The 18,113-nt window shown below is 73.9% G+C and carries 16 protein-coding genes and 1 pseudogene; 13 read left to right on the top strand and 4 right to left on the bottom strand.

Features of this window, described 5'->3' with window-relative positions; translation table 11 throughout:
- Positions 1-2,510: 2,510 nt before the first annotated feature.
- The 11 genes and pseudogenes from LN042_RS32170 to LN042_RS32120 all read left to right on the top strand — a co-directional run bounded on the left by LN042_RS32170 (position 2,511) and on the right by LN042_RS32120 (position 12,073).
- The gene (locus tag LN042_RS32170) at positions 2,511-2,825 is read left to right on the top strand and encodes a hypothetical protein (RefSeq protein WP_230054971.1); all 315 of its coding nucleotides are present in this window, start codon (positions 2,511-2,513) and stop codon (positions 2,823-2,825) included.
- A 67-nt stretch (positions 2,826-2,892) separates the two neighbouring features.
- Positions 2,893-3,318, top strand: a complete 426-nt coding sequence (locus LN042_RS32165) for a phage tail protein (RefSeq protein WP_230054970.1) — start codon at positions 2,893-2,895, stop codon at positions 3,316-3,318.
- A gap of 65 nt (positions 3,319-3,383) precedes the next feature.
- Positions 3,384-4,106: a CIS tube protein gene (locus LN042_RS32160; RefSeq protein WP_230054969.1), complete on the top strand. Its 723-nt coding sequence runs from the start codon at positions 3,384-3,386 to the stop codon at positions 4,104-4,106.
- Entirely contained in the window at positions 4,103-5,869 is a 1,767-nt protein-coding gene (locus LN042_RS32155; RefSeq protein WP_230054968.1) for a VgrG-related protein, read from the top strand. The genes LN042_RS32160 and LN042_RS32155 overlap by 4 nt, the downstream gene beginning before the upstream one ends.
- Positions 5,870-5,965: 96 nt before the next feature.
- Positions 5,966-6,277: a PAAR domain-containing protein gene (locus tag LN042_RS32150; protein ID WP_230054967.1), complete on the top strand. Its 312-nt coding sequence runs from the start codon at positions 5,966-5,968 to the stop codon at positions 6,275-6,277.
- Positions 6,274-6,702: a GPW/gp25 family protein gene (locus tag LN042_RS32145; RefSeq protein ID WP_101378839.1), complete on the top strand. Its 429-nt coding sequence runs from the start codon at positions 6,274-6,276 to the stop codon at positions 6,700-6,702. Before LN042_RS32150 ends, LN042_RS32145 begins: the two co-directional genes overlap by 4 nt.
- On the top strand, positions 6,702-8,654 hold the full coding sequence (locus LN042_RS32140; protein ID WP_230054966.1) for a putative baseplate assembly protein: 1,953 nt from the start codon (positions 6,702-6,704) through the stop codon (positions 8,652-8,654). The genes LN042_RS32145 and LN042_RS32140 overlap by 1 nt, the downstream gene beginning before the upstream one ends.
- Positions 8,651-9,223, top strand: a complete 573-nt coding sequence (locus LN042_RS32135; RefSeq protein ID WP_230054965.1) for a phage tail protein — start codon at positions 8,651-8,653, stop codon at positions 9,221-9,223. The genes LN042_RS32140 and LN042_RS32135 overlap by 4 nt, the downstream gene beginning before the upstream one ends.
- Positions 9,224-9,226: 3 nt before the next feature.
- A pseudogene (locus LN042_RS38155) lies at positions 9,227-9,295 on the top strand (zinc ribbon domain-containing protein); the annotation flags it as partial.
- 891 nt (positions 9,296-10,186) lie between these two features.
- Positions 10,187-10,957 carry a zinc ribbon domain-containing protein gene (locus tag LN042_RS32125; protein ID WP_230054964.1) on the top strand — a complete coding sequence of 257 codons (771 nt, stop codon included), beginning with the start codon at positions 10,187-10,189 and terminating at the stop codon, positions 10,955-10,957.
- A gap of 276 nt (positions 10,958-11,233) precedes the next feature.
- Entirely contained in the window at positions 11,234-12,073 is an 840-nt protein-coding gene (locus LN042_RS32120) for a lysozyme (RefSeq protein WP_230054963.1), read from the top strand.
- 201 nt (positions 12,074-12,274) lie between these two features.
- Here LN042_RS32120 and LN042_RS32115 read toward each other — a convergent pair whose 3' ends face one another.
- Positions 12,275-12,877: a hypothetical protein gene (locus LN042_RS32115; RefSeq protein ID WP_230054962.1), complete on the bottom strand. Its 603-nt coding sequence runs from the start codon at positions 12,875-12,877 to the stop codon at positions 12,275-12,277.
- 156 nt (positions 12,878-13,033) lie between these two features.
- On the opposite strand from LN042_RS32115, the gene LN042_RS32110 reads away from it, so the two are divergent.
- Both LN042_RS32110 and LN042_RS32105 read left to right on the top strand, forming a co-directional pair.
- Positions 13,034-14,494, top strand: coding sequence for a CYTH and CHAD domain-containing protein (locus LN042_RS32110; RefSeq protein WP_230054961.1), 1,461 nt, complete (start codon positions 13,034-13,036; stop codon positions 14,492-14,494).
- A 26-nt stretch (positions 14,495-14,520) separates the two neighbouring features.
- Positions 14,521-15,321, top strand: a complete 801-nt coding sequence (locus LN042_RS32105; RefSeq protein ID WP_230054960.1) for a barstar family protein — start codon at positions 14,521-14,523, stop codon at positions 15,319-15,321.
- A 312-nt stretch (positions 15,322-15,633) separates the two neighbouring features.
- On the opposite strand, the gene LN042_RS32100 is transcribed toward LN042_RS32105, so the two are convergent.
- From LN042_RS32100 to LN042_RS32090, 3 genes are all read right to left on the bottom strand, one after another.
- Positions 15,634-15,873 (bottom strand): hypothetical protein, encoded by a 240-nt coding sequence (locus LN042_RS32100; protein WP_230054959.1) that lies wholly within the window; start codon positions 15,871-15,873, stop codon positions 15,634-15,636.
- 220 nt (positions 15,874-16,093) lie between these two features.
- On the bottom strand, positions 16,094-16,900 hold the full coding sequence (locus tag LN042_RS32095; RefSeq protein WP_230054958.1) for an ABC transporter permease: 807 nt from the start codon (positions 16,898-16,900) through the stop codon (positions 16,094-16,096).
- Positions 16,900-17,922 (bottom strand): ABC transporter ATP-binding protein, encoded by a 1,023-nt coding sequence (locus LN042_RS32090; protein WP_230054957.1) that lies wholly within the window; start codon positions 17,920-17,922, stop codon positions 16,900-16,902. Before LN042_RS32090 ends, LN042_RS32095 begins: the two co-directional genes overlap by 1 nt.
- Positions 17,923-18,113 lie beyond the last annotated feature (191 nt).

Genomic DNA, 18,113 nt, shown 5'->3' with positions numbered 1-18,113 from the left:
CCGGGCCGTCCGCGTCCGCCCCCGCAGTGCAGCATGTCGCGGCTGAGGGGCCCGCGCCGGATCGGCGCGCCGCGCCGATGGTGCAGCGTGCTGCCGCGCCGGGCCGACCGGTGCTCGGCGCGCCGCTGGCCGCGCTGCCCGCGAGCGCCGCGCCGGTTGTGGGGACCGTAACCGGCGGGGCGAGTCCGGTGGCCTCGCCGATGCCGATCGTGTCTGGGCCCGCCCAGGCGGCGGCCGGTGGAGCGGGTAGCGCCGAGGGGCAGGGGCAGGGGCAGGGGCCTGCCTCGCGAGCGGGCCGGCCGGAGCGGGACACCCGCGATGCGGCGCCGGTGCAGCGTGCGACGCGCGACGGTGGCGGTTCGTCTCATGGGGAGTCGGCAGGGACGGTGCCGTCCGGCGGTGCGTCCGGAGGTGCCGGCATCAGCTCGGTACGGCGGGCGCCGGCACCGCGTGCTTCCGGGGCGTCGTCGACCGGTGTGGAGAACGGTGGACGTGCCACGGGCCCGGGCGGGTCGAGCCCGTCCGGCTCCGCGTCGGGTGGTGCGGCGGCCGGAGGCGGCAGTGGTCGCGGGAGCGGCTCGGCTGGGCCGGCCCGGTCCGGTTCCATGGCCGGCGGCTCGGCTCGTGTGCAGCGCGCACCCGGCGAGCGTGGTGCGGGTTCCGCCGGTGCGCCGTCGGCCGGTGCGGTGCCTGGAGCGGACGGTGAAAGCCAGGCCGGTGGCTCTGCCGGGTCGACGCAGTCCGGACCCGTGCCCGGGAGCGCCGCGCAGGTGCAGCGTGCGCCCGGGTCAGGCGGTGCCGGGTCGGCGTCGGGGACTGACTCCACCGGCTCGCGGACGCGTGGCGGACTGGGAGCCCCCCTCAGTGCGCTGCCGCCGAGCGCCGCGGTGCCGGGTGGCACGGCCCCGCTGCTCGGCGGGGGCGGGATCGCTCGGCGGATCACGAATGCTGGGGCGAGCAGGGGCACGGGTGACAGCGGATCGACCTGGGCACCCACACCGGTGCGGTCGGCCGCGTCGGCCGAGCTGGTGCTGCGCAGCGAGGGCGGGCCCGGCGGGGCCGGCGGAGCCGCCTCGACGCCGGACGCGGCAGTCGTTCAGCGCGCCGGCGGCGGCGGTGGTCCGGTCCGCCGCGGACGAGGCGGCATCAGTGCGCCGACAGGTGCTGACACGGATCGAGCCGATCCGCCGCATGCCGTGCAGGGGGCTGCCCGCTCCCAGGGTGGTGCGCTCTCAGCCGACGTCAAGCCCGTCGCGCCGTCGCGCCCGTCGATCGGCGTCTTGGGTGCGATGCCCACCGTGCGGCTGAGCGGCTCCGGGCAGCGAGTCGGCGGCGCCGTGCAGCGCGCGGTCGAGCCCATCCAGCGCACCCGGGCGCTGCTCGGCGCGCGCCGTCCGGCGTTCACGCTCGCCAGGTCGGCGATCGGCCCCGCGCCGGCCGTCAGCGAGGCGGCGGAGCCGGCCGTGCCGGTGGTCAGGGCGGCCTGGCCGCAGCGCCAGGCGACGACGGCCGAGGCTTCGGCAGCCGAGGAGTCGACGGTGCAGCGGAGTCCGCGCGGTCCCGCCTCCGCCGCCCTGCGCCCCTCATTCCATCAGTCGGAACGCCGTGGCGGCACCTCGTACTCTGCGCCGTCCGTGCGCCCGACGGGCGCGGTCCCGTCGCCCTTTCGTGGCGTGAGCGGGGGCCCGCAGCCGTCGGCGCCCACCGGCGGCGGTGGCGCGGTGTCATCGGCGACTCCCGGTGGTGGTGCGGGGTACCCGAACGTGCGGCGCCCGGCGTCCGGCAACCCGCACCCGGCCGGGGCGACCGCGCCACCGGGGCTGTTCGGGCGTGCCGTGCAGCGCTTGATCACCGGCGGCTCGACGACCACCGGCGGTTCCGCAGCCGACGTCAACGCCCGATCCGGCAGCCTGCCCACCACACCCGCCGCCCGACCGGCGCACCGCGGCGGCGGCGTGACCCAGCCGGCCGTCCAGCGCTCGGCAGGGGGACCCGTGCGGTCGGTGCCGCCGCAGGCTCGACCGGCGACCCCGGGCGGCGTGGCGGCCGACCCGGCCGACCCGGCCGACCCGGCCGTCCAGCGCTCGGCAGGGGGACCCGTGCGGTCGGTGTCACCGCAGGCTCGACCGGCGACCCCGGGCGGCGTGGCGGCCGACCCGGCCGACCCGGCCGACCCGGCCGTCCAGCGCTCCGCGCCCGGTACCCGACTCCCCGGCCGGCCCACCCCGCCGGTCGGCCAACCCCGCCAGCCCGGTCATCCCGGCGCCCCCGGCCCGCGCAGCTTCGCGCCTGCCCCCGTCGTCCCCCTGGTGCGCCTCGCCCCACCGTCCAGTCCGGAATCCCCGACGCGCCTCCAGCGCCTGCCGGTTGGGGCCCGCCCCACGCCGCCACCCGTCACCCAGCCGTCTACCAGTGCCCCGTGGACTCCCGCCACCCTCACGGGTTCACCGACCCGGCCACTCCCGCCCACGTCACCGCGGCCGCAACCGTCGTCCGCCACGGCCCAGGCCATGCAACGCGTGGCCCAGCAAGCCGGTCTGGTCGGCGTGCCGTTGACCGCTGTCCCGGCCCGCACGCCCACCGTCCCGCGGTCCGCCACCGCACCCGTGCAACGCAGCGCCGGCAGCACGCCCTCGCCCGCCGTTCCGGCATCGATCACCGTCTCACGCGCCCCCGCCGCCGCACCCCCGGCGAACCCCGCACCCAGCGTCCCCGATGTCGACGAGCTGGCCCGGCGCCTGGTCGAACCCGTCGGCCGGCTGCTGCGCGCCGAGTTGCGCAGGGGGAGGGAGCGCGCCGGACGGCCCTACGACAGTGGTCGCTGACCACGCCTGACACCACACCGCCCCGCTCGTCAACGGGCAGGGCACGCAACGGAAGCGCGGAACAGGGATGACCGACAACATCTTCGCCACGAGCATCTTCTTCAGGCTCACCATCGGTGGCAACGACCTGGGGGAGTTCGCGACGTGCTCGGGGCTCGGCGCCCAGGTCGAGATCGAGCAGTACCAGGAGGGCGGCAACAACGGTTTCGCCTACCAACTGCCGGGCCGCATCACCTGGTCGAACATCACCCTGACCCGTGCGGTCACCAAGGACACCACCAAGATCGCACGGTGGTTGGACGAGATCATCCGGCGGGTGCAACCCAAGGACGGCGAGATCGTGGCGCTGCAGCCGGACGGGACGCCCATCGTCAGCTGGCAGGTACTCGGCATCGTCCCGGTCCGCTGGGAGGGGCCGACTTTCGACCCGAGCAGTTCCCAACCCGGTGTGGAGACCCTGGAGATAGCCCACGTGGGCCTGCGCCCGTCCTGACCCGAGCCCCGCCCGCTCGGTCCCACCCCACCCGTCCACCGCAACCCGATCGGAGGAGCGACAGGATGTCCTCAGCGGTCCCCGCGAGCGTCACCCGGGCCCAACTGACCATCATGGAGCCCCCGTCGACGGTCGGTGGCCAGCCCGGTGGGGCGTTGGCCACGCTGCAGCTCCAGTTCAACCCGGCCACCCTCAGCCTGAGCAAGTCCACCGAGTGGCGCCGCACGCCGTCCCGGATGGCGGGCGAGTCCGCGCTGCCCGAATTCGTCGGTGCCGGACCGCGTTCGCTCTCGCTGGAGGTGTTCCTCGACGCGACGGCCACCCACGACGACTCGGTGGAGCAGGCCGTGGAGAAGCTGATGAAGGGCTGCGTACCCACTCCCGGCAGCCTGGACCGCAAGAAGCCGTCGAGCCCGTGGGTCCGGCTGGACTGGGGTACCTCGCGGACCACGTCGTTCAACGGGGTGATGGCCGCGCTCTCCGTCAACTACACGCTCTTCGACGTCGACGGCCACCCGCTGCGGGCCACCTGTTCGCTCACCATCGAGGAGGCCAGCGTCGATCCGGCGGGCCAGAACCCGACCTCCAGTTCGGTGGAGGCCCGCAGCATCCACCGGGTGATCACGGGAGACACCCTGCCGATGCTCGCCTGGCGAGAGTACGGCGACGCGACGGCCTGGCGCATCATCGCCGCGGCCAATGACATCGACGATCCGATGGTGCTGACGCCCGGTATGGAACTGATCGTGCCGGGGATCGACGAGTCGTCGGAGGCGGTGCGCTCATGACGACGCCGGAAGCGCGCAGTGGCCGCTCGTTCGCCGCGGATCCGATCGTCTCGGCACCGGGTCCGCTGCCGGCGGCCTGGGTGAAGCAGTTGGTGTCCTGCGAGATCGACCAGAGTGTCGGCCTGCCCGACACCGTCGTGCTGTCGTACCGCGACGCGAACCACACCTTCCTCAGCGACACCGGGATCACCATCGGGGCTCAGCTCCAGGTCTCCGTGGCCACCGTCCAGGGGAACACCCAGGTGAAGCTGTTCACCGGCGAGGTGACCGCACTCGAGCTGGACGTGGACGGCACGGGCTCCTACACCGTGGTGCGGGCCGCCGCACTCACCCACCGCCTGATGCGCGGGCGCCGGGTGAAGGCCTACCGCAACATGACGACCACGGACATCGTGCAAGAGGTCGCCGCAGGGGCCGGGTTGAGCCTCGGCCGGGTGGACTCGTTCTCCGTCGTCCACCAGCAACTCTCCCAGGCGAACGTCTCGGACTGGGAGTTCCTCCAGTACCTGGCGCAGGAGAGCGGTGCGCTGCTGCGCGTCGACGAGACCGGGCTGCTGGAGTTCGTCAAGCCCGAGCCGGCCTCCTCGGCACCGGCGCCGTCCACCCCGGCGCCGCAGAGTCCGATGGTGCTGGAGTACGGCCGCAACCTGATGGCGCTGCGCGGGGTGCTGACCGGCGCGGGCGGCGCGAACTCGGTCGAGGTGCGCGGCTGGAACGTCACCACCAAGAGCGCCCTGGTCGCCACCGAGCCGTCGGTGACCAGCCGGACCGTACAGCCCGGTCTGAGTCCCACCACCGGGGCCACCGGCTCCGCGAAGCTGACCGTCACCGACACCCCGTACCGGACGCAGGCGGAGACCACCAGCACGGCCGAGTCGGTCGCCGCCTCGGTCGCGGCCGGATTCGGCGAGTTGGAGGTGGTCGTCGAGGGCAACCCGCAGCTCCGGGCCGGGACCCCGGTCGCCCTGGGCAACGTCGGTCCTGCCTTCTCCGGCCGCTACACCGCGACCGCCGTGCACCACGTGCTGGAGCCCTACCAGGGCTACCGGACCACCGTGGTGGTCAGCGCGGCGCCGGACCGCTCACTCGCCGGGCTGGTCCTCGGGGCCAACGCACCGCAGCGCGGCGCCCGGATGCCGGGACTGGCGATCGCCGTGGTCACCGACGTCCGGGAACCGGATGACGGGCAGCGCGGTTGGGTGAAGCTCAAGTTCCCCTGGCTGGACGACACGTACGTGTCCGACTGGGTGCGTACGGTGCAGTGGGGCGGGCAGGGTGGTGGCGGGGTGTTCAGCCCCGAGGTCAACGACGAGGTGCTGGTGGGCTTCGAGCAGGGCAGCCTCGACAGCCCCTATGTGCTGGGCGGGCTCTACAACGGCGTCGACAAGCCCTCGCAGCACGAGGTGCCGCTCATCGACGCGGGCTCCGGCAAGGTCAACCGGCGCTCCCTGGTGTCCCGTTCGGGTAACCGGCTGGAACTGCTGGACGTGCCGGGCGGCCAGTCCGGGGTCCGGCTGGCCAGTGGCGACAAGAAGCTGGAGGTGCGGTTGGACGAGCAGCGCGGCGAGATCAGGCTGACCGTCTCCGGCGGCCTGGGCGGCGGGAGTTCGGTGACGCTCTCGTCCTCCGGCATCACGCTCGACGCGGGCGCCGGAGAGGTGAAGGTGACCGGTGGCTCGGTGACCGTCACCGGCCAGACCGCGGTCACCGTGAACGGCGGCGTGGAGGCCGTGCTCAAGGCCGACATCGTGCGCATCAACTGACGAAGCCAACCGACGACGCCGACGGACGAAGCCGACCGACGAAGTCGACGGACGAAGCGACCTGACGAAGCATCAGGTCAGTGAAGGAGAGCGAGAATGCCCCCCGCAGCCCGGATGGGCGACGCCACCGACCACGCCGGTGTCATCACCACCCCACCACCAGGAGCGATCGGGGTGGATACCGTACTGATCGGCGGTCGGCCGGCCGCCGTGACCGGCAGCCTGCACGCGTGCGTTCCGCATGTGGAACTCGGGCCCGCCAACGTCATCATGCCCGGTCTCGGGTCGGTGACCGGGGGAATGGTGCTGATCGGTGGGCTGCCGGCCGCGAAGATGGGGGACGACACGGCCTGCGGAGCCAAGATCGTGGAGGGCGCGTTCAACGTGCTGATCGGAGGTGCACTGTGAACGGCGCCTTCATCGGCCGGGGTTGGGCCTTCCCGCTGCGGGTGAACGCCACCGGCGGCATCGGCATGGTGGACCGGGACCGTGAGATCGCGGAGGCCATCCGGTTGATCCTCGGCACGGCACCGGGTGAGCGCCCGATGCGGCCCGAATTCGGCTGCGGCATCCACGAGTACGTGTTCGCACCGGGCGACGGCACCACGGCCGGCCGGATCGCCCGCGAAGTGCGCACCGCGCTGGAGCGCTGGGAACCCCGGATCGACGTCGACGACGTCGTGATCGCCTTCGACACCATCGACGAGGGCACCCTCTACATCGACGTCCACTACACCGTGCGGTCCACCAACGACCGCCGCAACCTGGTGTTCCCGTTCTACACGATCCCCGAGGGCCCGGACGGCGCGGGCCCGCAGGAGGGAGACAGCTGATGGCACTGCCCTCCCCGAACCTCGACGACCGGCGGTTCCAGCAACTCGTCGACGAGGCGAAGCGCTACGTGCAGCAGCGCGCACCCGAGTGGACCGACCACAACGTGTCCGACCCGGGCGTCACCCTCATCGAAACGTTCGCCTACCTGGTGGACCAACTGCTGTACCGGCTGAACCGGGTGCCGGAGAAGAACTACTCCGCCTTCCTCGACCTGCTGGGCATCCGGCTCTTCCCGCCGGCGGCGGCCACCGCCGAGGTCGACTTCTGGCTTTCGGCACCGCAGCCCGAGACGGTGCAGCTGCGCGCCGGCACCGAGGTCTCCACGGTGCGGACCGAGACCGAGGAGGCGGTGGTGTTCTCCACGGTCGACGACCTCGCCATCGTCCCCAGCTCCCTGGAGCGGCTGGTCACGGTCTCCGTCTCGGGGGAGCAGAACGACCGCACGGCGCGGCTGGCCGACGGTCTGGACGTGCCGTGCTTCCAGGCGCGTCCCGAGGTCGGGGACGCCATGCTGTTCGCCCTGCCGGCCGTGGTGCCGCGGTGCATCCTGATCGTCCGGCTGGACAGCCGGGTCGAGGGTGTCGGCGTCGATCCGCGCCAGCCGCCGCTGGCCTGGGAGGTGTGGGACGGCGCGCGGTGGACCGCCTGCGAGACCGGGGTCGACACCACCGGCGGTCTCAACCGGCCGGGCGAGGTGGTGGTGTTCGTGCCCGCCGGGCACGTCGCATCGGTGATCGCCGGGCGCCGGGCCGGGTGGTTGCGCTGCCGGACCACCGAGCCCAAGCCGGGCCAGCCGTTCTACTCGGAGTCGCCGACGATCCGCCGCGCCGAGGTGTTCACGGTCGGCGGCACCGCGACGGTCGCCCACGCTCACACCGTGACCGACGCACCGCTGGGCACCTCGGAGGGCGTCGCCGGCCAACGCTTCCGCCTTGCCAGGCCGCCCGTCCTGCTCGACGGCGAGCCGCCGGTGGTGGAGGTGTCGGCGGGCGAGGGCTGGGAACGCTGGACGGCCGTCGAGCACTTCGGCGAGTCGGCACCGACCGACCGCCATGTGGTGATCGACGCGACCACCGGTGAGTTCCTGTTCCCGCCCGCCGTCCGCGAACCCGACGGCAGCCTGCGCGCGTTCGGAGCGGTGCCGCCCAAGGGGGCCCGGCTGAGGGTGCCGCGCTACCGAACGGGCGGCGGGACGGCCGGCAATGTCGCCCGGAGCACGATCTCGGTGCTGCGCAGTTCGGTGCCGTACGTCGCCCGGGTCGACAACCGCGAGGCGGCCCGCGGCGGGGTCGACGGCGAGACGGTGGAGAACGCCAAGCTGCGGGCCCCGCATCTGCTGCGGCTTCAGGAACGCGCCGTCACGGCGGGGGACTTCGAGCTGATCGCCCAGCAGGCCGCCCCCGCCGCAGCGCGGATCCGGTGCGTACCGGCCGTCGCCGAGGAGGCCGGCGCGGTGCGGGTGCTGGTCGTGCCCGACGCGGTCGCGGACGAGGGCGACCGCCTGCGGTTCGAGCAGCTGATCCCCGCCGAGCAGATGCTGGCCGCGATCGCGCAGGCCCTCGACGAGCGGCGGCTGATCGGTACCCGGCTGCTCGTCCAACCCCCCAACTACCAAGGGGTGACGGTGGTCGCGCGGCTCACCACCCGGTCCGCGGACGCCGAGCGGGTGCGGGAGGAGGCGCTGGCGGCGCTGTTCCGGTACCTCAATCCGCTGCGCGGTGGGGCCGACGGCACCGGGTGGCCGTTCGGCCGGGCGGTGCAGTACGGGGAGATGTTCGGGGTGCTCCAACGGGTGCCCGGCGTCGCGGTGGTGGAGGAGCTGCGGCTGTTCCCGGCGGACCCGATCACCGGGCGCCGCGGCGCACCGGCCGAGCGGGTCGACGTCGAACCGGACGCCCTGGTCTTCTCGCACCAGCACCAGGTCGTGGTCACCGCGGACGGTGCCCCGTGACGCGTGCCGCGATACCGGGCCTGCCGAGCCGGCACCCGATCGGCGAGTTGCTGCCAGCGCTCTACGCCGACGACGACTTCGCCCAGCGGTTCACCGCCGGCCTGGACACCGTCCTCGCCCCGGTCTTCGCCACCCTGGACAACCTCCAGGCCTACTTCCAACCGCACCTGGCACCAACGGACTTCCTCGCCTGGCTGGCGGACTGGGTGGCGGTGGAGACCGACCCGGCCTGGCCGGAGGAGGTGCGCCGCGCGGTGGTGCTGCGCGCGGTGGCGCTGCACCGGTGGCGCGGCACCCGGCGGGGACTCCAGGAGCGGCTGCGGCTGGTGCTCGGTGTCGGCGCGGAGATCGTGGACGGCGGCGGGGCGGCCTGGTCCACTTCGCCGGAGCCGACCCTGCCGCCCGCACCCGCACGGGAGTTGCTGGTGCGCGTCTGGCCGGAGCGCAGCGCCGAGGTCGATGAGGAGCAGGTGCTGGCGGTGGTCAGGACGTGCTGCCCCGTCCATCTCGGCTGCCGGGTCCAGATCCTGCAAGCGCCGCCCGAGTCCACTGGCAGAGAGGAGAGTTGACGGATGCGCACCTGCCCCGAGTGCGGAGCGGCCAACGAGGAGGGCGACGACTTCTGCGGCAACTGCGGTGCCTACCTGGGCTGGTCGCAGTCACCGGCCGGCCCGGAGCCGGCGGTGGAGACCAGCACACCGGCCGAGCCCGCGGCACCTGCCGCGCCGCCGCCTGCGCCTGCGCCTGCCTCCAGCGCGTCTGCCGCGCCGCCTGCGCCTGCGCCTGGCTCCAGCGCGTCTGCCGCGCCGCCTGCGCCTGGTTCCAGCGCGTCTGGCTCCGAGGCGCCTGCCGCGCCCTCCGCACCTGCCGTGCCGTCGGCTCCGGCGACTGCGCCTGCGCCTGCCGCGCCTGCTGCCGCACCGGGGTCCGAGACCGGCTCGGCAGCTGCCGAGCAGCCGCGCGGCTCGAAGCTGGCGCGGGCCTTCAAGTCGGCGGCCGCCCTCCGGCCGCCCAGCCCCTCGGAGCTCGGGAGCTCCCTCCGGCCGCCCGGCGTCTCGGAACTGCGGAGTCCCGTCGAGCCGCCCAGTGTTCCGGAGGTCGTGAGCCGTCTCGAGCCGCCCAGCGTCCGGGAGCTCGGGAGTTCCCTCAGGCCGCCCAGCATCCGGGGAGTGGTGAGCCGTCTCAAGTCGGCCGGCGCCGCGGAGCCCGCGAGTACCTCCAGGCCCGCGAGTTCCCCGGAACCCCAGCCCACCGCACCCGCGCCGGAGCAGCCCGCTGCCCCGGCGCGGCCTGCGATCCCGGAGCAGGCTGCCGCACACCAGCAGTCCGCGGCTCCCGTCACGCCTGCCGCGTCCCCCGCGTCCCCTGCGTCCCCCACGTCCCCCACGTCCCCCGCGTCCCCCACGTCCCCCGCGCCCACCGCCGAGTCGCCGGGCCCCCGGGCGCCGCAGGGGCAGCCGGCACCCGCCGCACGCCGTCCCGAGCCGCCCCGCCCGCCCGAGTCCGCCCAGCGCCGGTCCGACCCGGTCGCCGTGCAGCCGGCCAAGCCCATCGCCCCCCGCCCCGTCGTCCGCCCGTCCGCCCTCGACGACGACGGGCAGATCGGCCCGCCGTGCCCCCGGTGCGGCACGCCCAACCGCCCCGACCGCAAGTTCTGCCGCCGGTGCGCGGCCCCCCTGACCCCTGCCGCGCCCGCGGTGGCCCTGCCCTGGTGGCGGACCCGTTGGCCGTTCCGGCGCCGGGTGCGGATCGGTGGCTCCGGCCAAGCCCTGCGCCGGATCGTCATCCTGCTCCTGGTGGTGGCGCTGGTGGTCGCGGGGATCCTGCTCTACCCCCTCGGCAAGTCGGTGTTCCAGGACACCCTGGACAAGGTGCGCAAACCCTCGGCGATCACCCCCACGGCCGTGTCCGCGAGCGCCTCGGTCGCGGACCACCCGCCGTCCCTCGCCGACGACGGACTCACCAACACCTACTGGGGAGCGCCGAAGACCGGGGATTCGATCACCTTCACCTTCACCTCCCCGTTCCGCCTGGTGGACCTCATCATCCACACCGGTAGCTCCACCGACCCGCAGGAGTTCCAGAAGGAGGCGCGTCCCATCGCCCTGGACCTCCAGGTCACGTCGAAGGACGGCAAGGTCCACGACCAGCAGGTGACCCTGAACGACAAGCCGGGCCCGCAGACCGTGGTGACCGGGGTCAGCAATGCCGTGGGCGTCACCCTGGTCGTCCGCGACGCCGCCGGCACCGGTGCCGGCCGTCATATCGCCCTGGCCGAGGTGGAGTTCTTCAAGCGCGACTGAGCGTCGGCTCGCCCGGGGGGTGGCAGGCTTCCCCGGGCCGACGGCTCAACGCGCGTCACTCGGTGGGTGAACGGACGGTGGCGGAACCGGGTCTACGCGGGTCCTGGTGGGCGTTCTTCCCGCAACGACGGCTCAACTCTCTAGCGGCTTATGGGCGTTCGCCGCTACGCTCGCTGGGCGCAGTCATGCCAACCATTGGTAGGACCGACTGCGGGGTGCATCCTCCCGTTCTCGCACATGTGGTACTCATCCCTGCCAGGCCACAAGGAGCGAATCATGTTCCGCACCGCGCGCACCACCAGACTTCCCCGCCTCGGTGCCGTCGGCGCCGCCGCCCTCTCCGCCCTGCTGCTCGCGGCCGCCGCCGCGGTGCCCGCCCAAGCCGCAGGCGGCGGGCACGAGTTCGTCCCGAGTCACCCGGAGCGCGACTGGGCCGGGTCCACCGTGGCCGCCCACGAGGGCCGCGGCAACGGCGTCCAGCCGATGGTCACCCAGACCTCCGGCATGGACGTCTCCAGCTACCAGGGCAGCGTCGCCTGGTCCACCGCCTGGGCCAACGGCGCACGCTTCGCCTACGTCAAGGCGACCGAGGGCACCGGCTACACCAACCCGGACTTCGCCCAGCAGTACAACGGCTCCTACAACGCGGGCATGATCCGCGGCGCTTACCACTTCGCGCTGCCGAACGCCTCCAGCGGTGCCACGCAGGCCAGTTACTTCGTCAGCCACGGCGGCGGCTGGTCCGCCGACGGCAAGACCCTGCCGCCGGCCCTGGACATCGAGTACAACCCCTACGGCGCCACCTGCTACGGCCTGAGCCAGAGCGGCATGGTCAGCTGGATCACCAGCTTCTCCAACACCGTGCACAGCCTGACCGGCCGCTACCCGACGATCTACACCACCACCAGCTGGTGGACCACCTGCACCGGCAACTACGGCGGTTTCGGCGCCACCAGCCCGCTCTGGATCGCCCGTTACAACACCTCGCCGGGCACCCTGCCCAACGGCTGGAGCTACCAGACGTTCTGGCAGTACGCCGACAGCGGCACCTTTCCGGGCGACCAGGACTACTTCAACGGCGCGACCGACCGCCTCCAGGCCCTGGCCCTCGGCTGACGCTCGCCTTCAAGCTGCCGCCCTCGGCTGACGCCCGGCTTCAGGCCGTCGCCCTCGGCTGACGCCCGCCTCCAGGTCCCCGCCCTGCTGACGACCGCCTGGACGCCCACCGCCTCCGCGCGCACACTCACCTGCCTGATGACACGTCAGAAACCCACAGCAGCACGGGAGAGCCGCCCACATGGCGGTTCTCCCGTGCCGTCACGACCACTTCGTGGCTAGGGAGGCCACCAGGAACACCGCTCCCGCCACCAGTGCCACCCCGAGCGCCCCGGAGCCCCCACTGGCGATGATCCCGCGGGCCCGAACCGCCCAGGCCGCCCGCCGCAGCCGCCGACCGGCCACCGGCGCCGCGAACTCGACGCCGACCGTCAGCAGCTGCAACGCACCGCTGAGCGCCGCGACCGCGAAGGCGAGCAGGATCGTCCAGCCCGCGACCGGCGCCACCCCGACCTGGTTGAGCGAGCCGCCGTGGTACTGCATCGGCAGCCGGTCCCCGGCCCAGTGCTCACCGGTGCTGATCGAGCCCGCGGAGAGTCGGCGGCCGTCGTCCGTCTGGAAGACGCCGTGGCAGACGACGTGCCGCTGGCGCCCGGTGCCGTGCGGCTCGCAGTGGTCCACCAGGTACCGGCCGGGCGTGCCGGCCAGTCGCGCCGCGTAGACCACGTTCGTGCCGCCCCACCAGCCGCCCGCCGCCGCGCCCCCGCCCAGCAGGAGTATCAGCAGCAGCACCAGGGCCGCGAGTGGGAGGTTGCGCGGGGGCGGCTTGCCGAGGTGTTTCCGGTGCTGCTGTGGCGCGCTCATCCAAGTCCCCCCGTGCCAAGGCCGTCCGTCAGCGCCCGCCAGCCGGACGGGTGCCTGCGCATCATGCCAGGTCAGAGCAGTGAGCGGCAGGCGTGGGGTCGCCGCCGACGAGCGGGCGGCGTGCACGGGCGGCGACGACGCGCCAAGCTTGGGAGCATGGGCAGTGTCACCGCCACCCAGCTGCGGACGTACCAGGGGCTCCCCAGCGAGCCGGTGCGCCCGCGCGGACTGCCACGCGTGGCCGAGGTGGTCCCCGCCGGCACCACCGATTCGGTGCGCCTCTGCTGGGACACCACCGACCTGCGCCTGCTGGCCCACGGCGGCGCGCTGGAACGCCGCCAGGGCGCCGCCGGCGCCGCATGGCAGCTGACCCTGCCGGACGGCACCGAGTTCAGCGGCACCGGTGCCACCGTCCCCGCCGAGCTGCACGACCGGATCCGCTCCTACACCGGCGGCCGCCCGCTCCACCCCGTGCTGCGGATCAGCAGCCACCGGGCCCGTTCGCTGCTGCGCGACCAGCACGGCCGCACCCTCGCCGAGCTGGACCGCACCGAGGTGGTGGCCCAGCCGCTCGGCAGCTCCCCGGGACCGGGCCGGCTTGCCGGCTGGACCCGCACCGAGGTCCGCCTGCTCCGCGACAGTCCCCGGCTGCTCGCCGCCCTGGACGGCCGGCTGCGCGCCGACGGTCTGACCGAGGTGCCCGCCACGGCGCCGGAGGCCGTGCTGGTCCACCCCGCCACCACCAGTGAACCCGAACCGGGCAGCGCCGGCGCCGCCCTCACCGCCTATCTGCGCCGCCAGTGCGCCCGACTGCTCGCCCTCGACGGCGCGGTGCGCCGGGACGAAGCCGACTCGGTGCACCAGATGCGGGTCTGCATCCGGCGGCTGCGCAGCAGCCTGACGTCCTGCCGGAGTCTGCTGCGGCAGGCCGGAACCGCGCCCGTCGCCGTGGAACTCCGCTGGCTGGGGCAAGTGCTGGGAAAGGCTCGGGACGCCGAGACGACCGGGCAGCGGCTGGTCGCGATGGCCGAACGACTGCCGGCCGAAGCGGCATTGGACGATCCCGCCGCCGGTCTGGCCGAGCGGTTCCGGCAGCGGTACGCGGCGGCCTACCGCGATGTCCGCGAAGTCCTCGACAGCGAACGGTACTTCACGCTGATCGCCGCCGTGGAGCAACTGGCCGCCGACCCGCCGCTGCGCCGCCGCGCCGGGCGCGGCCGTGCCGAACTGACGCACCTGCTCCGCCGGGAACAGCGCCGCACCGGCCGCCGGCTGCGGCACGCCCTCTCGCTGACCGAGGGGCCGGCACGTGACGAGGCCCTGCACGCCGCTCGCAAGGCCGCCAAACGCGCCCGCTACACCGCCGAGTTGGCCGGTGCCAAGCCGCTGGCCCGCCGGATGGCCGACGTCCAGGAGACGCTGGGCGCCTACCAGGACGCCATGGTCGCCGAGCGCCTCCTCCCCACCCTCGCCACCGAGGCCCATGCCGCCGGGGCCAACTCCTTCGCCTACGGCCTGCTGTACGCCGCCCAGCGCCCCCTCGCCCAGGCCGGACTGGCAGCAGCCCAGGCGGCCTGGCGGCGGGCCGGCAAGCGGAAGCTCTGCCGTCTCCCGTGACCCGGGCGGCGTTCTAGGCTGGCGGCATGACGGCGAAGCGCGAGGTTCACCACTTCCTGGCCCGAGTGCGCCACGAGCCCGAGTGGTGGCTGCCGGACGGGTCGCTGCGGCGCCTGGCCGGCCTGCTCACGGGCTACCAGGCCGGGCTCACCCCGTACGCGGCGGTCGCCACACCGGAGTTCGGTCCGGACGGTGCCTTCGCCCGGTGGCTCGGCCGGCAGGACGGCTACCGCGACGCCGGAGCCGTCGACTGGGTGGCGCTGCTGGAGCGCGACGCCGACCCGCTGGGCGCCTTCTTCGGTCTGGTCCAGCGCTACGACCGGGAGCAGTCGGCCGACGAGGTCGACCTGGTCGGTCAGTTGAGCCGGAACACCTCCGTCACCCTCTACTGGCGCCGCCCGCTGCTGGACCGGACCACCGCCCGACTGCGCGCCCAGGGCTGCCGGGTGGCGCAGGTCGACACCACCGGCTGGGCGGACCAGCACGACCTGCACCGCGACTTGGCCGCCGCGCTGCACTTCCCCGAGTACTACGGCCACAACTTCGACGCCCTGAACGACTGCCTGCGCGACGTCTTCGACGACACCGCGGCGCCGCTGGCCCTGGTGCTCACCGGCTTCGACCACTACGCCCGGATCGACCCGGGAGGCGCGCACGTCCTGCTCGACGTCATCGCCGGCCAGGCCCGGGTACACGCCGTCTCCGGCTGTCACCTGCTCTGCCTGGTGCAGAGCGACGACCCGCAGCTGGCCCTGGAACCGGTCGGTGCGGTGCCGGTGATGTGGAACGACGCCGAGTGGCTGAACGCGAGCCGGACTGACGGCTGATCGGCTGCGCCACCCCGGGAAGCCGTGCGCCCGGGCGGCGAGCACGATGACCAGCGCGGGTGCGAGCAGCGGTGAGACCGCCGCCATCGCTCGGCGGCTGTCCGGTGACCGCCTCCACATCGGCGTCGCCGACGTGACCCCGCCGGTCTGGCCGTCACCGAGGGAACCGCTCCCGCGACGGCGGACGCGGCCCGTGCCTCGCGACGTCCTCGCCGAGGAACGGGGGGTGCGCCCGCTCGGAGTTCTCGGCAAGGAGGTTGGTGCCAGCCGCACCTCAAGGCGGCCTGATCGCACGCCAATGAGCAAGCGGCGTCAGGAACGACGCCGTCCGAGCAGGCTGCCGCCGAGCAGCCCGACCGCGACCACGGCCATGCCGATCGCGATCTTGACGTGGCGGACGTCCCTCGTGTCCGGGCAGACGGGCCCGCCCACCATCCTCACGTCGCAGTGTGCACCCAGGATGGGCTCGGGTACGTGGACGAGCGCGGCCACCACCGCGCCCAGGAGGAGGACGATTCCCAGACCGAAGAGGAGCGCACGGAAGGCTGTCATGTCGCTCGGACGCGCGGCACGCGGCATCGGTTCCCCTCTGGAGCGTCGGTCGCGGCAGGGAGGGGAGCAGCCGTGCGCCGCGCGAGCCGGCGGAGCACCGGATGTGCCGGGGCTGCCAGACGTCGACGGACGTCGCGCACTCCGGGCGGCGGAACGGCCGCTTGGTGGCACGTGTCCGGCGGGCCCAGTTGATCAGCCACTGCGGCGGCCGCCGTGCGCCTCAGGAGTCGTGCGGCAGCCAGCTGAATCGGCGCAGGGCGATCACCAGCCCCGCGAGGCCCCAGGCGGCCACGATCAGCAGGTCCTTGCCGGCGAAGCCCGCGCCCCTGGTGTGCGGGTTGTAGGCGGTGAGCAGCGCCGCGACGAGGTGGCGGACCGGAAAGACGTTGCCGACGTCGGACAGCCAGTGGGGCAGGACCGAGCTGGCGATGAACACTCCGGAGATGAAGTAGAGCGGCAGCATCACCGCCTGGGTGACGGGTTGGGCGGCGTCCTCGTTGCGGATCACGGAGGTCAGCGCGTAGCCGAGGCAGCAGAACGAGATCGCCCCGACGATCACGCTCACGGCCAGCGCGGGGGCGGTGCGGGCCGGGACGTGCGCCCCGTAGGCGGCCCAGCCGATCACCAGCAGCACGGCGGTGATGGCGATGGTCACCACGATCGCGGTGAGGGTGCGGCCCGCGATGACGGCGGCGGCCGGCACCGGTGTCGCCCGGCGCCGCTTGAGGACACCGGATTCGCGCTGGGCGGTCACCGAGATCACCAGGTTCACGAAGGAGGCGCCGATGATCCCCAGGGCGATGATGCCGGGGACGTAGTAGACGGACGTGTCGATCGTGCCGCCGGACACCTTGACCGTGTTGTTGTGGCCGAACACCGAGGCGAAGATCACCAGGAAGAGCACCGGGAGGGCCAGCGTGAAGAACCGCGACTGCGGATTGCGCAGGAACGCCCGCAGGTCGTACGGGAACTGGTGCAGCGCGAGCCGTGCGACCTCGCCCGGGGAGCTGTGCGTCGCCGTCGCCATCACGGCACCTCGGATCCGGAGTCGGGGGATCCGGAGTCGGAGGGTTCGGAGTCGGAGGATCCGGAGTCGGAGGGGTCGGAGTCGGGGGATCCGGAGTCGGGCGAGGTGAGCGCCAGGTAGACGTCTTCGAGGCTGGGGCGGCGGACTTCGAGGTCGGGCAGGGTGTGGCCCGCGGCCTCGGCCCACCGGGCCAGCGGCCCGAGCAAGGTCAGCGGCTGCTCGGCCCGCAGCAGCAGGCGCCCGCCGTCGCCGTCGACCAGCGCGGCCCGAACGGGGTCGGGCAGCCGGTCCACCGGAGTGTCCGACGGAAGGGTGAACCGGATCTCGGCCGCCGCGCGCTGCCGCCCGCCGATGGTGCCCGGGGCGCCCTCGGCGACGATCCGGCCGTCGGCGATCACCATCACCCGGTCGGCGAGGTGCTCCGCCTCGTCCATGAAGTGGGTGGTCAGGAAGACCGTCACGCCCAGGGAGCGCAGCCCCGCGATCATGTCCCAGGCCGCGCGGCGGGCCGACGGGTCGAAACCGGTGGTGGGCTCGTCCAGGAAGAGCAGCTCGGGATCGCCGACCAGGGAGAGCGCGACATCCAGCCGGCGGCGCTGGCCGCCGGAGAGCCGGCCGGCGATGGCATCGGCCTGGCCGTCGAGTCCGACCAGCGCCAGGGTCTGCGCGACGCCGCGCGGGGACGGGTAGTAGCCCGCGTACAGCCGCAGGCACTCGGCGACGGTCAGGTCGCGCTCGGGCCGGGATTCCTGCAGCACCACACCGATCCGGGCGCGCCAGGACGGTCCGGCGCGTGCCGGATCCTCGCCCAGCACCATGACCTCGCCGCCGGTGCGGTGCCGGTAGCCTTCCAGGACCTCGACGGTGGTGGTCTTCCCGGCGCCGTTCGGGCCGAGGAAGGCGAGCACCTCGCCCCGGCGGACGCACAGGTCGATCCCGCGCACCGCCTCGAAGGTGCCGTAGCGCATACGGAGCCCCGAGGCGCTGACGACGGTCTCGTCCATGCCGGTCGGTGTGCCCATGCTCGAACCTCGCCGGTCCGCACCCCTCCGGAGCCGCCTGTCGGCATCGCCGGAGGGCGCTGGATCCGACTTCAGCGTACCCATGCCCCGGTGGCGGTCACCAGCCGGCTCGGGGCGAGGCGGCGGCGAGGGCTCGGCGCAGGGCGCGGCCCGGCTGGCGCGGGGTCCGTGCCCGTGCGGGGTCCGTGCCC

Source organism: Kitasatospora humi (assembly GCF_020907985.1).
Classification (GTDB): Bacteria; Actinomycetota; Actinomycetes; order Streptomycetales; family Streptomycetaceae; genus Kitasatospora; species Kitasatospora humi.
Note: the sequence above shows the minus strand (reverse complement) of the source record. Positions and strands in the feature narration are given on the sequence as shown.